Source organism: Paenibacillus prosopidis (assembly GCF_003337375.1).
Taxonomy (GTDB): Bacteria; Bacillota; Bacilli; order Paenibacillales; family Paenibacillaceae; genus Pristimantibacillus; species Pristimantibacillus prosopidis.
Map to the genome: position 1 here is coordinate 1 of NZ_QPJD01000006.1, position 14,182 is coordinate 14,182.

Here is a 14,182-nt window from a genome sequence, read left to right on the forward strand (position 1 = left end):
GCAGCTGACGAATACTAATCGGTCGAGGGCTTATCCTAAAACCGTTTGCCTGGACCCATACATCCGGCAGACAAACAGCTAAAGTTCAGCAGCAACTTCTTTCGTATCCAGTTTTCAAGGCGCAATATGCCTTGGTTTTCAACCGTGCCTCTTTTGCAGTTGAAGCTCTTGGAGACATTTCAACCCAAAAGTGCAATGTTCCCTGATAGCTCAGTTGGTAGAGCACTCGACTGTTAATCGAGTTGTCACAGGTTCGAGTCCTGTTCGGGGAGCCATTTTGCTCTCATAGCTCAGTAGGTAGAGTGCATCCATGGTAAGGATGAGGTCACCGGTTCGATCCCGGTTGAGAGCTCCAGAATACTTTCAACTGTAAGGAAAACAATAATTTTAGCATGGCCCGTTGGTCAAGGGGTTAAGACACCTCCCTTTCACGGAGGTAACAGGGGTTCGAATCCCCTACGGGTCACCATTAGTTTTGGAGGATTAGCTCAGCTGGGAGAGCATCTGCCTTACAAGCAGAGGGTCGGCGGTTCGATCCCGTCATCCTCCACCATATCGCTGCTGGGGATTAGCCAAGCGGTAAGGCAACGGACTTTGACTCCGTCATTCTCAGGTTCGATCCCTGAATCCCCAGCCATTTATATTATGAGTCATTAGCTCAGTTGGTAGAGCACCTGACTTTTAATCAGGGTGTCGTAGGTTCGAATCCTACATGACTCACCATTTTATTTATTGCTTCACACATGCGCGTATGGCGGAATTGGCAGACGCACCAGACTTAGGATCTGGCGGGCGACCGTGGGGGTTCAAGTCCCTCTACGCGCACCATACTTCTTTTAGTAAGTATTTATCGCAACACGCATTACCTAGAATTACACGTTTAACCCACGCGCGTATGGCGGAATTGGCAGACGCACTAGACTTAGGATCTAGCGGGCGACCGTGGGGGTTCAAGTCCCTCTACGCGCACCATACCATGAGAAAACCCTTGGCGAACAAGGGTTTTTTGTTGTTTATTTTTCTTTTCCCCTTAAGCACGCCTATTGCACCAAGACATATAATTTATCTCTAATGCGTTAAACATTCGGCATAATATCCACTATGAAAGATTAGAGGAAAGTTTTGGTCTTATTGTTTGGTTTTAAACTTATAAAAATCAATTTCCCTCGCAATAACACCTATTTTTACTGCTATCACTTATACTCCCATTGCTTATAAGCAATATAACGCCCATAATGTCCGTTCGTGGAATGAATGTAAGCAATGAAATCAATCCGCTTTAAATCGCAACATTAAACCTTTATTGGATGAAAAGTAAAGTCCCTTATTATTTAAGGCGTGGAAGGAATCGCATTCATCATTCGAGGGGATTGATTTTCTTACAAAGGACGACAATTGGCAGCAAGATGTCAGCAGATAAATGTTATAATGAAAAAAAGTGAAATGACTTGGAGGTAGTGATTGTTGAAGCTGGACCGACTTCTTTCCATTACGATGGCTTTATTGAATACTAAGAGGGTAGGCGCCGCCGAATTGGCTGAGCGGTTCGAGGTATCTTTGCGCACGATATACAGGGATATGGAGTCAATCAACCAAGCTGGTATTCCAATTGCTTCATTTGCAGGGCAGGACGGCGGATACGAAATAATGGAGGGCTATCGATTGGAAAGGCAGAGTCTGTCTCTTGATGATTTTGCATCCATTTATTCAGCTCTCCGGGGAATTCAATCGGCCGCTGATAATCAGGATGTCGCAGGGCTGCTCGACCGTATAGGCGCCTTAATACCGGCAAAGTCAGATCAAAAAGCTGCTCTAAGCATGGACCTGCAATGGTTATCGACACCCGCGGAGAAAGAAAAGATCCGATTGCTGCACGCAACCATCAAGGAGAATCGCTTATTATCGTTCGAATATATGGATTTTCACGGGCAAGAGACGAGAAGAACAATCGAGCCGATGGCTATATACATAAAGGGTTATGCTTGGTATGTATGGGGTTATTGTTTGACACGATTGGATTTGCGTGTGTTCCGATTATCAAGGATAAATCATCTTCAGCAACTACAAGAGACGTTTATCCGCCGTAATATGGAGCTCGAGGATTCTCCGAACAAATGGGTACAGCAGGACGCAGAGCCGCAGGTAGAGACTGTGCTGCGCTTTAAAGCTTCCATGAAAACAAGAGTAAGGGATGTATTCGATCCTAGTCAAATCGAAGTCGAGGAAGACGGTTCGATGAAGGTAACCGCCCGCTACTTCACGAAGGAAGCTGTCTTGAAGCAGGTGCTCAGCTACGGTACGGAAGTGAAGCTTATCGAACCGCAGGAGATGGTCTTCCAATTGCGAAATCATCTTGCGGCTATCTCGAGATTGTATGATGAATAACTCAGTTAGTAAGTGCAGATTGAGAGCATTTAGGCCCAATTCCGCGGTTGGATGCAGTTATATAGCCGTTGACATTTTTTATGAGAACGATTATCATTAAAACGGTATTGATAACGGTTCTCAATTTTCTGGTCTATAGACATATTGGTTATATAAATATAGAAGGTGACTGCTATCAGTTAGCGGAAGGAGCGTGCATGTCAAATGATTCGTTTAACGACTTCGAACCTCGATATTGCTTATAATGATCGTCTAATCGTCCAAAACTTAAACATTGCTATACCTCAAGGTAAAATTACGGCACTCGTAGGAGCGAACGGCTCCGGTAAATCGACGATTTTGAAGACAATGGCTCGGATTATGAACCCATCGAAGGGCAACGTACTTCTGGACGGGAAATCCATTCACAAGCAGTCGACGAAGGAAGTGGGAAAGCAGCTGGCGATTTTGCCGCAAAATCCAACCGCACCAGACGGGCTAACGGTTGCTGAGCTTGTGTCCTATGGACGGTTTCCTTACCTAAAGGGCTTCGGTTCTATGAGCAAGGAAGACCGCAGCATCGTGCAGTGGGCAGTAGAAGCTACAGGCATGGCTGATTTCGCAGAGCGTCCTGTTGACCAGTTGTCAGGCGGACAACGTCAACGGGCATGGATTGCGATGGCGCTGGCTCAAGAGACTGACATTTTGTTTCTTGACGAGCCAACGACGTTTCTCGATATGGCCCATCAGCTAGAAGTTCTTCATTTACTGCAAAAGCTGAACGAAAGCAATAATCGTACCGTTGTCATGGTTGTACACGATTTAAATCATGCTTCGCGATACGCGCATCACATGATAGCCATAAAGAAGGGCGATGTAGTCGGCGAAGGCTCCCCTGTGGAAGTGATTACACCTGATATTATGCGCGAAGTGTTTAATATCGAAGCAGACATCGTGCAGGATCCGCGCACGGGTGTACCGCTTTGTCTGCCTTTCGCGCTCGCTGGCCAGCCGGCAGCAGATAAAGCAGCGCTGAACAGCCGTCAGATGCAAGAAGAGGCTTTGACAGCAGCAGGCGCTTAACCTCACTAATTATTAATGGTAGCAATTGATGCAGTTTTAAAATGAGATTAACTTAATAAATAATGAGCTATCGCCCCTACAGACAACCGTTTTTAAGGCATTAAAAAATAATTTAATATTTTTTTCGAAAAACAGTTGCATTTTGTTTTCAGGGATGATATATTATTACTTGTCGCCGCAATGATAAACATCACGAACGGCTGATGAAAGTAACGTGCGGAAGTGGCTCAGCGGTAGAGCATCGCCTTGCCAAGGCGAGGGTCGCGGGTTCGATTCCCGTCTTCCGCTCCATAATGTGTGCCCTTAGCTCAGCTGGATAGAGCGTTTGACTACGAATCAAAAGGTCAGGAGTTCGAATCTCTTAGGGCACGCCATTATTGCTTTAGTTATCGCACTTTATTTACTCCTCGGGACGTAGCTCAGCTTGGTAGAGCACCTGGTTTGGGACCAGGGGGTCGCATGTTCAAATCGTGTCGTCCCGACCACTTATATTTTTTGCGGGTGTAGTTCAATGGTAGAACTTTAGCCTTCCAAGCTAATAGCGTGGGTTCGATTCCCATCACCCGCTCCATAACGTAATCGACAAGACCTTGATACTCAGGGTCTTTTTTGTTGTATGTTTGATGCTCTATGACGGAAACAATAACGCTGACAAAGTGAATATCGAAAGGATCGGGGCTTCAACCCTGTTGCATTTTGTAGTATGATGGTAGAAGTGAAAAAAACGTTAACAGCTCATGCTCTTACTAACTAAGATCATGCTTACGAGGTAAGTTTGCATTCGCAAGCTTTTGAGGAGGAACAGTATGTCGGATCAATCTGCATCGACTTTGACGACAAATCGTCCGCAAGCAAACAATTTGCTGCGGCGGGATGTCCGCTTTCTAGGAAACATTCTCGGCGAAGTACTCGTACATCAAGGCGGCCGTGAGCTGCTCGATATTGTTGAACAAATCCGCGAGCAAAGCAAAGCGCTCCGCGCTGAATTTGTACCGGAGCTATTTGAACAATTCAAATTAACCGTATCAACTCTAAGCCCGGAAATTCGTCACCAAGTGATACGGGCATTCGCCATTTATTTTCAGCTTGTCAATATTGCCGAGCAAAATCACCGGATTAGACGGAAACGCGATTATGAGGTTTCGGCCGGCGAAGCGGTACAGCGTGGCTCCATCGAAAATGCGGTTCAAGATTTAAAGGAACGCGGCATCGAAATCGGCGACGTGCAGGATATTTTGAGCAACATCTCACTTGAGCTTGTTATGACCGCGCACCCGACGGAAGCAACACGCCGTGCGGTGCTTGATATTCATAAACGTATTGCGGAAGATGTTATGGAGTTGGACAACCCGACGCTTACGTACCGCGAGCGTGAGAAGCTGCGTGAGAAGCTCATGAATGAGGTTCTTATTTTGTGGCAAACGGACGAGCTTCGCGATCGCAAACCTACGGTTATCGACGAAGTACGGAACGGACTGTACTATTTTGATGAAACGTTGTTCGAGGTGCTGCCAAGCGTATATGAAGAGCTTGAGCGCTGCCTGAGCAAATATTACCCGGATGAGAAGTGGCATGTGCCAGACTACTTGCGCTTCGGCTCCTGGATCGGCGGCGATCGCGACGGCAATCCGTCCGTAACGTCGAAAGTAACATGGGAGACGCTTACGCTGCATCGGCAGCTTGCGATTCAGAAGTATGAGGAAAAGCTTAACGAGCTAATGGGATTGCTCAGCTTCAGCACGAACCTTGTTGAGGTATCGAAGGAGCTGGCGGAGTCGATTCAATCGGATCGTGAGCACGTAGAACTGAAATGTGTCGACTTGTGGAGAAATGCGAAGGAGCCTTACCGCATTAAGCTTGGTTTCATGCTGGAGAAGCTGGCGAATACCCGTGATGAGACGCTCAAGGGCTCGTCTATGCGCTATAACCATCCGAACGAGCTGCGTGAGGATTTACTCGTCATTGACCGCAGTTTGCGTCATCACTATGCCGATTACGTGGCGGATACGAATGTAGCGAAGTTTATACGACAAGTCGAACTGTTCGGCTTCCACCTCATGGCATTAGACGTACGTCAGCACAGCCAAGAGCATGAAAATGCAATGGCTGAAATTTTAGCGAAAATGAACGTCGTTGCAGACTACGCTTCCCTCTCCGAGGACGAGAAGACTGATCTGCTTCACCGTTTGCTGAAGGATCCCCGCCCGCTTACGTCGGGTCATTTGGATTATACAGATTCAACGCGCGAGTGCCTGAATGTATACCATACGATTTACCGCGCTCAGCAAGAGTTTGGCGTGAACTGTATTTCCAGTTATCTGATCAGTATGACTCAAGCGGCAAGCGATATGCTTGAGGTTATGGTATTCGCGAAGGAAGTCGGCTTGTTCCGTCAGGAGTCGGATGGTACGGTGCGTTGCACGCTGCAGTCGGTACCTCTGTTTGAGACGATTGATGATCTTCATGCGGCCCCAGCCATTATGAAGGAGCTCTTCGAGCTTCCGATCTACCGCAAAGCGGTTGAGGCCAGAGGCAACCTTCACGAGATTATGCTCGGCTATTCTGACAGTAATAAAGATGGCGGAGTCGTTACGGCTAACTGGGAGCTTCGCGTGGCGCTGAACGAAATTACAGCTGCCGGCAAAGCATATGATGTAAAGCTGAAGTTTTTCCACGGTCGCGGCGGAGCGCTTGGCCGCGGCGGAATGCCGCTTAACCGCAGTATTTTGGCGCAACCTCCGCACACGATTGGCGGTGGAATTAAAATAACGGAGCAGGGCGAAGTGCTTTCCTCGCGCTATTCAATGCAAGGTATAGCCTACCGCAGCTTGGAACAAGCGACATGGGCACTCATTACAGCCGCACGTCTGGCGAAATATCCGGAGCAGGCGCTCCAGGCTGAAGCGGAATGGGATGAGATTGCACGTTCCATTTCCGAGACGGCGCTTGAGAAGTATCAGGATCTTATTTTCCGCGATCCGGATTTCTTGACTTACTTCAAAGAATCAACACCGCTGCCTGAGGTGGGTGAGCTGAACATCGGTTCCCGTCCGTCGAAGCGGAAGAACAGCGACCGCTTTGAAGATTTGCGTGCGATTCCTTGGGTATTCGCATGGACACAAAGCCGCTACTTGCTACCGGCATGGTATGCGGCAGGCACGGCGCTTAAGCAATACGTGGGCGAAGACGAAGGTAAAATGGAGACGCTCAGAACGATGTACGAGAAATTCCCGTTCTTCCGTTCGCTCATCGACAACCTGCAAATGGCTTTGGCGAAGGCAGATCTGCTAATTGCGAAGGAATATGCGGACATGATAAAGGACAAAACGATCCGCGACCGCATTTTCGAGCAAATCGAACAAGAATATAAGTTAACGTCCGAGCTCATACTGAGCATTACCGGTCAGGCTGAGATTTTGGATAATGTTCCAGTCATCCAAGAATCGATCCGTTTGCGTAATCCGTACGTCGATCCGCTCAGCTACATGCAAGTGCAGCTGCTGACCGAGCTTCGCGCATTGCGTGACAACGATGAGGATGATCCGGAGTTGCTCCGCGAGGTGCTTCTAACGATTAACGGCATTGCAGCGGGTCTGCGGAATACAGGTTAATAACAATAAGCTGCCGGTAGGCAGCTATGTCAATAGAAATGCCAGTCATGGTGATTATACCGTGGCTGGCATTTTTCTTATGTTCATTTTAAATCCGCTTAAGTTTTGTTTAAGGTACATCCTGCATGATAGGTACATGAGAAACAGACACCGCATGATACCACAATTGAAAGGATGATTGAAATGAACGAGGAGAACAAACGCACTTCAGCAGACAACGGCTCTTATGATACAACTACAAATACTACTGCTTCAGCTAACCCGACACCTGTCACAACTTATACTTACGAATCAAGAATGAATACATCCGATTTAAGAGCATCGTATGAGAAGGAGCTTGGCATGCATATGGACATGCTGAAGCCTTCGATGGGCGGCAGTAAATTGTCTAAACGAAACAGCCGCAACTCGGCAAGAACGATGCTTGCGTCGTTCCTAATAGGCGCAGTCGTCATCGGCGGCTTCTCTTATATGGCGGACAAAAACAATCTGTTCAGCGGCAGCGGACAACCGGTCCAGAGCACCGGCAGCGTTGTCAGCAATGACGCAAATGACAATGCGGGGCTATCGACGGCTTCACTCAGCACAAGCGACGGTATCGCAGCAATATATGAGGAGGCAAGCCCTGCGGTTGTAAAAATTGAAACGTACGCGGAGCCTGTCAGATCGAATTCAATGATGGATGATCCGGCCTTCCGTCAGTTTTTCGGCGGTGGGGGGCAGCAGGAGGAGCAGCAGCAAACGGATGAGCAAAGCAGCGGGAATCTGGAGCTAATGGGTTCGGGAACAGGGTTTTTCTTCGAGAACGACGGCTATATATTGACCAATGAGCATGTTATTGCAGATGCGGAAGAGCTTCAGGTCTCCGTTCAAGGGTATGATGAGCCGCTGACCGCACAGGTGCTTGGATCGAGCTATGAGCTGGATTTGGCCGTGCTCAAAGTAGAAAGCCCTGACGGTAAGGAGTTTCATTCGCTCACGCTCGGAAGCTCTGACGGGACGCAAATTGGTGATTGGGTTATCGCAATCGGCAATCCGTACGGCTTCGACCAGACGCTTACGATGGGCGTGCTCAGCGCGAAGGAACGTCCAATTACGATAGCGGATGAGCAAGGCAATCATGAGTATGAACATTTGCTGCAAACAGACGCTTCGATCAATCCCGGCAACTCGGGTGGACCGCTTCTTAATGAGAGCGGCGAAGTCATCGGTATAAATACGGCGGTCAACTCCGAAGCGCAGGGTATCGGATTCGCGATTCCTACATCGACGATTACGGAAGTATTGGATCAGCTGAAGGCAAATTCTTTATAATATCGTTTTATAAAATCACAGAAGGTCTGGAGGCTAAGCAGCTTCCAGGCTTGTTTTTTATCAAGCCAAAGCGCTTCCTGGCCCAAGGTCGAACCGTATGCTGGTCCAAAGTCGTTTGCCGACTTCAAAACAAACGTTTATAATGGGCAGAATGGTTTGCACTCGCGGGAGGTCGGCTTCAATGAAACAATCATCGGCTTATTGGGTGTCGGTGTTTATCGTCTTGTTCGGAGCGGCCAGCTATGGCATATTGTCACCGATTATTAAGCTCGCGTACGATGCGGGATTCAGCTTCGAGCAAATTACGGTGCACCAGGTCGGTATCAGCGTTGTGCTGCTTTGGATGTTCGTGCTGCTGCGACCAAAGCTGTGGAGAAATCCTTTTCAGCGGGGAACATGGCTTATGCTAGCCGTAGTCGGCATATTCGGCTTATGTATGACGACTGTATTTTATAATTTGGCTTTGCAAAAATTGGAAGCCTCTTTTTCAATTGTCTTGCTTTTTCAGTTCATGTGGATTACGATTTTGCTAGAATGTTTATGGTTTAGACGGTGGCCGGTAGGACATCAGCTGGTCGCAATCGTCGTCGTAATGGCAGGCACGCTGCTTGCTGTCGGGCTTTTTGAGCAGGATAGCTTTACTAAGATCGATATTGCTGGAGTAGGGTATGGCTTGGCATCAGCTGTTACATACAGCTTATTTTTATTTTTAACGGGCAGATTGAAGGCAGAGTATGATCCGGTCATGAAATCTGCAATGATGATGACGTTCGGCTTCATCGTGATCGCGCTGCTTTACGGCTCGAGGGCATGGGCAGGTGATAATGAATGGACGCTTCTCGGGTGGGGGACCGCTTTAGCCTTATTAGGCAGCGTCATTCCGGCTATTTGCTTTAACGCAGGTATTCCAAAGATCGGAAGCGGGCTCGCTTCCTTACTGGGAGCAATGGAGCTGCCTGTAGCGGCGTTATGCGCTTGGCTTATTATCGGTGAGAAGCTCAGCGCTGGAATGATAATCGGGATCGTTCTTATCCTTGCAGGCATCATGCTTGCGGAGCATGCGAGTAGGCGTTCAGCCGAACGAACGGAAGGTTTGGAGGAGTAAAGGTGAATGTATTGGAAGCACGCCTGGCGCGATTAGCGCTCAATGGCAATCAGCAGGCATTTGCTGAGCTTGTGGACTTATATCAGGATAAGCTCTTTCATATGGCATATCGGATGCTGAACAACCGGCAGGAAGCGGAGGATGTTGTACAGGACACCTTTCTTCGCGTATACAAAAATTTGGACAGGTACGATGATACGTTGAAATTTTCGACGTGGATCTACCGCATTGCCACTAATCTGTGCATCGATCGGCTGCGTAAGCGCAAGCCGACCTATTCGCTTGACGCTGATTCGACAGATCACGAGGGACTAGACGGCTATTCGATGATTCCCAGTGATAATCGGACGCCTGAATCGGAGCTGCTTTTGTCGGATACGCAGCGGATTATTCATACGGCGATAGCCTCGCTGCCCCCGAAGTACAAGACTGTGATGACACTTCGTTATATGCAGGATTTATCGCTGCAGGAGATTGGCGATGTGCTGGACATGCCCGTGACAACGATTAAGACACGCGTGCATCGCGGCCGGGAATTTTTGCGCAAGAAGCTTGAACACAAATTGTAGCTGGAAGAAAGTATCAGCGAAAAAAAGTGAAACATCCTTTGATTCTGAACGTATCCTATAGCGAGAATAGAACTTATGCGCGAGCAATTGAAAGAAAGGACTGGCTGCTATGAATTGCAACGTCGCCATCGTATGGATGCATGACTATTTGGACGGCGAGCTGCCGCGTGAAGATATCGTTACGTTAAAATCTCATTTGCTTTCCTGTCCTGCTTGCCGGAGTCGGTTTGAACAGCTTGAGATGACGGACGCAGCGGCGTTCCTGACTTTAGAAGCCATTAAGCCAGCAGCGGAATATGACCAGAAAGCATCAGAGCAGTTGACACAGCGGATCATGCAGCAGCTGCCGAAGCAGAAGAGCAAGCAGCGGAACGGTATTGTCCGATTTATTTATCGTTACCCGGGCGTTACCGCGGCTGCGGTGTTTGCACTCGTGATGCTGGGCAGCTTCTTTACCATGTGGGAGGAGGATTCCAAGCTGATCGTAGCAGGCGAGGACCTTCAGCAGGTCATTATAGAAGGCAATACGGTTATCGTACCGGAAGGCGCACATTTAACCGGAAATTTGACGGTCGAGAATGGAAGAGCTGAAGTGAAGGGCGAGGTAGACGGCAACGTAACCGTTATTGACGGTTCACTTAACTTAGCTTCCACAGGCCATATAGCAGGGCAGAGCCGAACGATTGATCAGGCGCTTGATTGGTTCTGGTATAAGGTGACGCAAACTTTTGGCGGTTAATGAAAGCGGCCTCCCTTGGTTGGACGCGTTCAATGGTATTCACATCGGGCTAACCGCCCGATTTTTTTTAAGTGCCATGAATCCGCTATCATTCAAATAATGGAATTGTCCATTCAAAACCGCACATTTACAGTCCCTACTGTGTCGATTACGATTTACATGAACCTAATCGATTCGGAGGGATGTTAAATGTCAAAGTTAAGCTGGTACGATTTTATGACCGAGCAAGACAAGGCTCATGATGAGCTGCTTGGCAAGAAGGAGCTTGCCGGATTTGGAGCAACGCCGGCTCTGGTGCTGATTGACATCTACTACAGTGTGCTTGGTTTCGAACGGCTGCCGATTATGGAATCGGTTCAGACCTGGCCGATGAGCACCGGGCTAGAAGGCTGGGAAGCGGTTGACCACACGGTTACCCTGCTTGCATCTGCCCGTAAGAATGGCATACCTGTCATTCATGTGAAAGGGCTGCATACCGGCGTGAACAGTTGGTCGCGGGGCGGCAAGAAACGGCGTGATGTCTCCAAGCTGACTGAGGAAAGCATACGCTTGGGCCGTGAAATTATCGATGAGGTCAAGCCGCTATCGGGTGAGCTCGTCATCGAAAAAGCAGCCGCCAGCGCGTTTCATGGAACTCCATTACTATTTCAATTAGTTAGTCTGGGTATTGATACAGTTATCGCATGTGGCGAAACGACAAGCGGCTGTGTTCGCGCTTCTGTCGTCGATGGAGCAACTTACCGGTTCAAGATGGGCGTCGTTCAGGAATGTGTGTTTGATCGCACCCAAGCATCCCATTACATGAACTTGTACGACATGCATCAGAAGTATGCCGATGTCATCGATTTGAGTTATGCCACTCAATACTTCGATATGATCGGCAGCCGGAACGAGCAGACCGTATCAGCTTGATTTTCCGGAAAGAGCTTGAAGAAAGGAGCGTGCTTGCATCCTGAATGGGGATGGGTGCGCTCCTTTCTTCGCTACATACGGATGATTATGAAAAGTATCAGGCTAAGAGGCGGCATCCTCATATTGTTCGTTTCGGCAATTATGTATTGGATCGGATTCAGCATGCTTCGTCCGATGGTTGCGCTTTACTTCGAGTCCGCAGGCTATACAACTGCTCTTATTGGCCTTATAATGGCGCTTGGCGCCATCATTCCCGTCTTATTCGCGATGCCGGCCGGCAGCATAATCGATCGCATTGGTGTGCGCAGATCGGTGCTGTCCGGCTCAGCGCTTATGCTGGCAAGCGGTGTTCTCTACTGGCTTGGCGGCTCCCTGTCGTTATTATGGCCAATTCTTGGCGGACAAGTTATGCTCGGCCTCGGCAGCTTATTGAGCTGGGGAGCTCTACAGGCTTCCGCTGCCATCACATCGGATGGAGAAGGTGCCGCCGGAGGCAGAGAACGGCTGCTTCCAAACTTCGCTTTCGCCAATTCCATTGCCCAGTTTACTGGCCCGCTGCTTGGTGGGCTGTTGGCTGATTTTGGCTCCTATACGAGCGTATATGCCAGCTTTACCGTCTTATCGCTCGTATCGGGACTGCTTGCGCTATTTCTGCCGGCCAAGCTGGAAATATCCATCGAAGCTGAAGGTGATACCTTGAAGGCAATGAAATTGGAGGAGAATAACGGCATGAACTCCGCAATGCCCAGAGCTAGGGAGGAGGCGCCGTTTCATTTCTGGCGCAGTTATAGCAGCGGTTATCTCTTATTGAAGGGAAACCGTCCGTTTTACATGGCCATTTTTCTTAATGCTGTATTATTCGTGCTTGTCGATGTGAAGGGCACTTTTGTCCCGTTATATTTGGCGGCACAAAACTTGAGCAATACGAAAATCGGAAGTATTCTTTCAATTTCGGGCGCGGCTTCTCTGTTAATTCGCCCATTCATCGGCCTGCTGCTCCGCCTGCTCGGTCACCATTATATGATGATCGGCAGCATTCTGCTCGGTGCTTTCTGCCTCCTTGTTCTGGCGCTGCAGCCGCCGCTGTGGATGATTATTATATTGTTATTCTCATGGGGAATTTGCACCGGCGTCAATCAGCCGATGGCGCTAATCATGGTTGCCCGCAATGTGGAGAAGCATGAGCAGGGAATGGGGATGAGCCTTCGCACGATGTCCAATCGGCTCGTTCAGGTCGCGAACCCGCTGGTGTTCGGCTTGTTGTCCGGCACAATTGGCATTGCTTTAGGGTTTGGCGTATTCGGAATCGGCCTGATTGCCTTGGCTGGCATAACGCACCGGATGTCACGGAATACGAGCATGGGCGGTTCGATCGCTGGGAAGAACAGCCGGCAGGGCGTTCGGGAATCAGGCTAAGGTATGAAGCTGCGCAGGACTACCATCGGGATTTTGGTCCTGGTCAGTTTGTGCCTGTCGCATGGAAGACACCCACGAGGGTGTCTTCTTTGACTCGTTGATTGATTCGTTCCTCGAAATGCTTAATGAATAAATAATCCAGACTATGCAGCTCATTTTCACGATAAGCGATAAAAACCTGACTAAGCGGGAAAGGGTTGTTTTCAATTTCTACTTGAACCAGCTCTTTTTCTTTAATTTCATTCATCATATACGTCCTTCCGGATAGAAAGACGCCTGCGTTTCGTTTTAGGAAATGCTTGATCAGCTGCAAATTATTTGTTTCCAGCTTTGCCTGATAGGTTAAATTGAACTGGTTTAGCGTAACATCGATCATTTTGCGGTATTGGGTTTCCTTAGGGTAGGTCAGTATCGGCTCCTGCAAAATTTCCTCGAGTTTAACTGAGCTGCGTTTCGCAAACCGGTGCTCGGGTGATACGAGCAGCATAACATGCTCACTTAGAATCGGCCGATATATCATGCCGCTGTCATTGCTTGTATATCTGGTAATACCCAGCTGAAAATGTTGATTTTTCATAAGCCTAACGAGCTCGCTTGAAGCGTATGTGTAAACCTTGATCGATACATGCGGATAGTCGCGGGTAAAAGAATCCATGACATTCGGCAAGACATAAGCGGCAAATGAATTGTTGCATCCGATTGACAGTTTGCCGGTGGCCCCTTCGCCTACACGCTCCACCGCCTCCTGACCTTCCTTTATCGCTCCCAGTATGCGGCGTGCATAAGGCAGAAATGCTTTTCCTTCCTCGGTTAGCTTCACTTTGCCTTTACCGCGAAGGAGCAGTGATTTGCCTAGCTCCTTCTCAAGCTGATTGATCCGGTGGGAAACCGTAGGTTGAGGAAGATATAACAATTCTGCCGCTTTCTTATAACTTCCGCTTTGATAGACGGTCAGAAACGTTGAAATTTGCTCCAAATTCATTATCCCTTATTCCCCCTATTGGAATGGCGTTACAATATATGACGTAATTTTAACAAAAGAATGAAGTTGATACAATTAAAATATCAG

The 14,182-nt window shown here is 48.4% G+C and carries 10 protein-coding genes and 12 tRNA genes; 21 read left to right on the forward strand and 1 reads right to left on the reverse strand.

Features of this window, described 5'->3' with window-relative positions:
• Positions 1-199: 199 nt before the first annotated feature.
• From DFP97_RS10365 to DFP97_RS10465, 21 genes are all read left to right on the forward strand, one after another.
• Positions 200-275: transfer RNA gene (locus DFP97_RS10365), tRNA-Asn, on the forward strand.
• Between the two features lie 4 nt (positions 276-279).
• Positions 280-355: transfer RNA gene (locus DFP97_RS10370), tRNA-Thr, on the forward strand.
• A gap of 39 nt (positions 356-394) precedes the next feature.
• Positions 395-469 (forward strand) — tRNA-Glu (locus tag DFP97_RS10375).
• 8 nt (positions 470-477) lie between these two features.
• Positions 478-553, forward strand: a tRNA-Val gene (locus DFP97_RS10380).
• Positions 554-562: 9 nt separating this feature from the next.
• Positions 563-637 (forward strand) — tRNA-Gln (locus DFP97_RS10385).
• A gap of 10 nt (positions 638-647) precedes the next feature.
• Positions 648-723: transfer RNA gene (locus DFP97_RS10390), tRNA-Lys, on the forward strand.
• 22 nt (positions 724-745) lie between these two features.
• A tRNA-Leu gene (locus tag DFP97_RS10395) sits at positions 746-828 on the forward strand.
• A gap of 61 nt (positions 829-889) precedes the next feature.
• A tRNA-Leu gene (locus tag DFP97_RS10400) sits at positions 890-972 on the forward strand.
• Between the two features lie 492 nt (positions 973-1,464).
• The gene (locus tag DFP97_RS10405) at positions 1,465-2,385 is read left to right on the forward strand and encodes a helix-turn-helix transcriptional regulator (RefSeq protein ID WP_114379946.1); all 921 of its coding nucleotides are present in this window, start codon (positions 1,465-1,467) and stop codon (positions 2,383-2,385) included.
• Between the two features lie 204 nt (positions 2,386-2,589).
• On the forward strand, positions 2,590-3,447 hold the full coding sequence (locus DFP97_RS10410) for an ABC transporter ATP-binding protein (protein ID WP_114379947.1): 858 nt from the start codon (positions 2,590-2,592) through the stop codon (positions 3,445-3,447).
• A 216-nt stretch (positions 3,448-3,663) separates the two neighbouring features.
• Positions 3,664-3,738: transfer RNA gene (locus DFP97_RS10415), tRNA-Gly, on the forward strand.
• Between the two features lie 6 nt (positions 3,739-3,744).
• Positions 3,745-3,821 (forward strand) — tRNA-Arg (locus DFP97_RS10420).
• A gap of 34 nt (positions 3,822-3,855) precedes the next feature.
• A tRNA-Pro gene (locus DFP97_RS10425) sits at positions 3,856-3,932 on the forward strand.
• A 12-nt stretch (positions 3,933-3,944) separates the two neighbouring features.
• Positions 3,945-4,018, forward strand: a tRNA-Gly gene (locus DFP97_RS10430).
• Positions 4,019-4,253: 235 nt separating this feature from the next.
• A complete protein-coding gene (ppc, locus tag DFP97_RS10435; protein WP_114379948.1) occupies positions 4,254-7,058 on the forward strand; it encodes a phosphoenolpyruvate carboxylase in 2,805 nt (934 codons plus the stop codon).
• A gap of 183 nt (positions 7,059-7,241) precedes the next feature.
• Entirely contained in the window at positions 7,242-8,372 is a 1,131-nt protein-coding gene (locus DFP97_RS10440; RefSeq protein WP_245976092.1) for a S1C family serine protease, read from the forward strand.
• A 181-nt stretch (positions 8,373-8,553) separates the two neighbouring features.
• Positions 8,554-9,477: an EamA family transporter gene (locus tag DFP97_RS10445; protein WP_114379950.1), complete on the forward strand. Its 924-nt coding sequence runs from the start codon at positions 8,554-8,556 to the stop codon at positions 9,475-9,477.
• Between the two features lie 2 nt (positions 9,478-9,479).
• Positions 9,480-10,046: an RNA polymerase sigma factor SigW gene (gene sigW, locus DFP97_RS10450; RefSeq protein ID WP_114379951.1), complete on the forward strand. Its 567-nt coding sequence runs from the start codon at positions 9,480-9,482 to the stop codon at positions 10,044-10,046.
• 109 nt (positions 10,047-10,155) lie between these two features.
• Positions 10,156-10,785, forward strand: a complete 630-nt coding sequence (locus tag DFP97_RS10455; protein ID WP_114379952.1) for a zf-HC2 domain-containing protein — start codon at positions 10,156-10,158, stop codon at positions 10,783-10,785.
• 189 nt (positions 10,786-10,974) lie between these two features.
• Positions 10,975-11,697, forward strand: coding sequence for an isochorismatase family protein (locus tag DFP97_RS10460; RefSeq protein WP_114379953.1), 723 nt, complete (start codon positions 10,975-10,977; stop codon positions 11,695-11,697).
• A gap of 123 nt (positions 11,698-11,820) precedes the next feature.
• Positions 11,821-13,113, forward strand: a complete 1,293-nt coding sequence (locus DFP97_RS10465) for an MFS transporter (RefSeq protein ID WP_220271145.1) — start codon at positions 11,821-11,823, stop codon at positions 13,111-13,113.
• A 43-nt stretch (positions 13,114-13,156) separates the two neighbouring features.
• On the opposite strand, the gene DFP97_RS10470 is transcribed toward DFP97_RS10465, so the two are convergent.
• Entirely contained in the window at positions 13,157-14,095 is a 939-nt protein-coding gene (locus DFP97_RS10470; protein WP_114379955.1) for a LysR family transcriptional regulator, read from the reverse strand.
• Between the last annotated feature and the right edge of the window lie 87 nt (positions 14,096-14,182).